The following is a 1,639-nucleotide window of genomic DNA, read 5'->3' on the forward strand; positions in this document are numbered from 1 at the left end:
ATCAAGCAATAATAACTTCACCTTTGGCAGTGCTGTATCTTTGCTTGGTTCTCATCAACATAAAACCGAAGATATTGTGGGGCTTGATGATTTTAGAGCCAAGATTAATGAAGATCTGACAAGCTATGGACGCCTCACAAGTCCAAATGAGTGGCAGAATTACAATAAATTTACCAGCAAAGTCACTATGAGTGGTGGCTTAGAACTGTTGGGTAATTCGTCGTTTAATCTCACCCACAATAATAAAGTTGTGACAAGTCTAAGTGCAAGTGGAAGCATGCTTAAAGGTCCAGCAACTGTTGATGGTAAGGCACTTTACACAAAAGATGAGGCTACCACTGTTCTTCAAAAAATACGCAATGAGATTGCAAAACTGAAAGAAGTTACCGCGCTTAATCCCCTTGAAATCCTCATGACAGAAAGTGGTACCATTCCATTTCCTGATAGTGTTAATAGCTACACCGATATTGAAATATGGGCGTGGGTGGCGGTGGAGGCGGCAGTAATATAAAAGGCGGTGGGGGAGGTGGCGGCGGTTGCGTACGTATTAAAATCAAAGGATACCAGCTGGGAAACTCAAAAAATGCTCAAATTGGACGTGGTGGGAAAGGCGGTAATAACGAAAGGGGAGGCATAGGTGGTCAAACAATAATTCAGGGACTTCTTACCGCAGGCGGTGGCGGAGGTGGTGGATATTATGGATACGGAACTAGTGGCAGTGAAGGAAGTGCCAATAGCAGTGGTCACGGCGGTAGCGGTGGCAGCTACTACTCTAGTAACAGTAATGTTAATGGTAGCAGTTCTACTTTCGGTGGCGGGAGTGGTGGTGGCTACGCATACTATAGAAGTAACGACGGCCCCTTTATTGTCTACAAAACAAACATTGGACATGGTGGAAGCTCTATTTATGGGGGGGCTGGTGGTGGTTGCAGTGATGGTATCGCAAAAGGGGGTTACAGTGGGAAAGGCGGCAATGGTGGTGATGGAAATGGTTTTACCAGCGGCGGTGGCGGTGGCTACTTTCTAGGAAAATCTGGTGGAGATGGCGGCAATGGTGGTGACGGAGCAATCTTGTTGAGATTTTTTATCTAGGAGTTTTTTATGAAATATGCAGTTGTTGAAAATGGTGTGGTAACAAATATTATTGTAGCCTCAGAAGACTATGTCCATGCCTTTGATGGTGAAGCTATCCCCTCAAGCGAAGCGCAGATCGGCTGGACTTATAAGGATGGAGTGTTCTCTCCTCCTATTGTTGATGAAAACACAAAACAGCTCTCATCTACTGAAATGGCAGAAATAGACACACCCGTAGAGCTCATAGAAGAACCACAAGAGAAAGATAATCAAATCTAGGCGATACGGCTTGTATGATTTTCTTTCTTTAAAGCCCTTTTTTACTGACAGTGTCAGGCTTATGAGAGAGTGTAGATGATTGTTATGGTCTCTTCATTAATTTGGAGAGCAAAATGACAATAGAATTTAAACTTCGTATTCACTTTATTAAGAATGGTAAGGGATCTAAGTTTTTAGCAATATTTGATCAGACAGCCGTCGGTATGGTCGTAAAATCCTTGATGTTAACGTGCAAATTTATCCCCTCCATGCACTTATTCTTCTCTTTACGCATGAGGTGGAGAAA

Annotated in this window: 3 protein-coding genes; all 3 read left to right on the forward strand. The window is 43.3% G+C overall.

Annotation, left to right across the window (positions count from 1 at the left end):
- The coding region (locus tag ACFIMC_RS00080; protein WP_375681075.1) for a Bgr_08870 family protein at positions 1 to 511 on the forward strand (511 nt) is incomplete at its 5' end.
- Positions 481 to 1,092, forward strand: a complete 612-nt coding sequence (locus ACFIMC_RS00085; protein WP_375685599.1) for a glycine-rich domain-containing protein — start codon at positions 481 to 483, stop codon at positions 1,090 to 1,092. The genes ACFIMC_RS00080 and ACFIMC_RS00085, both read left to right, overlap by 31 nt.
- 9 nt (positions 1,093 to 1,101) lie before the next feature.
- Positions 1,102 to 1,353, forward strand: coding sequence for a hypothetical protein (locus tag ACFIMC_RS00090; protein ID WP_375672172.1), 252 nt, complete (start codon positions 1,102 to 1,104; stop codon positions 1,351 to 1,353).
- The last annotated feature ends 286 nt before the right edge of the window (positions 1,354 to 1,639 follow it).

The sequence above is a fragment of the Bartonella sp. AP21QHHD genome (assembly GCF_042196205.1).
Taxonomy (GTDB): domain Bacteria; phylum Pseudomonadota; class Alphaproteobacteria; order Rhizobiales; family Rhizobiaceae; genus Bartonella.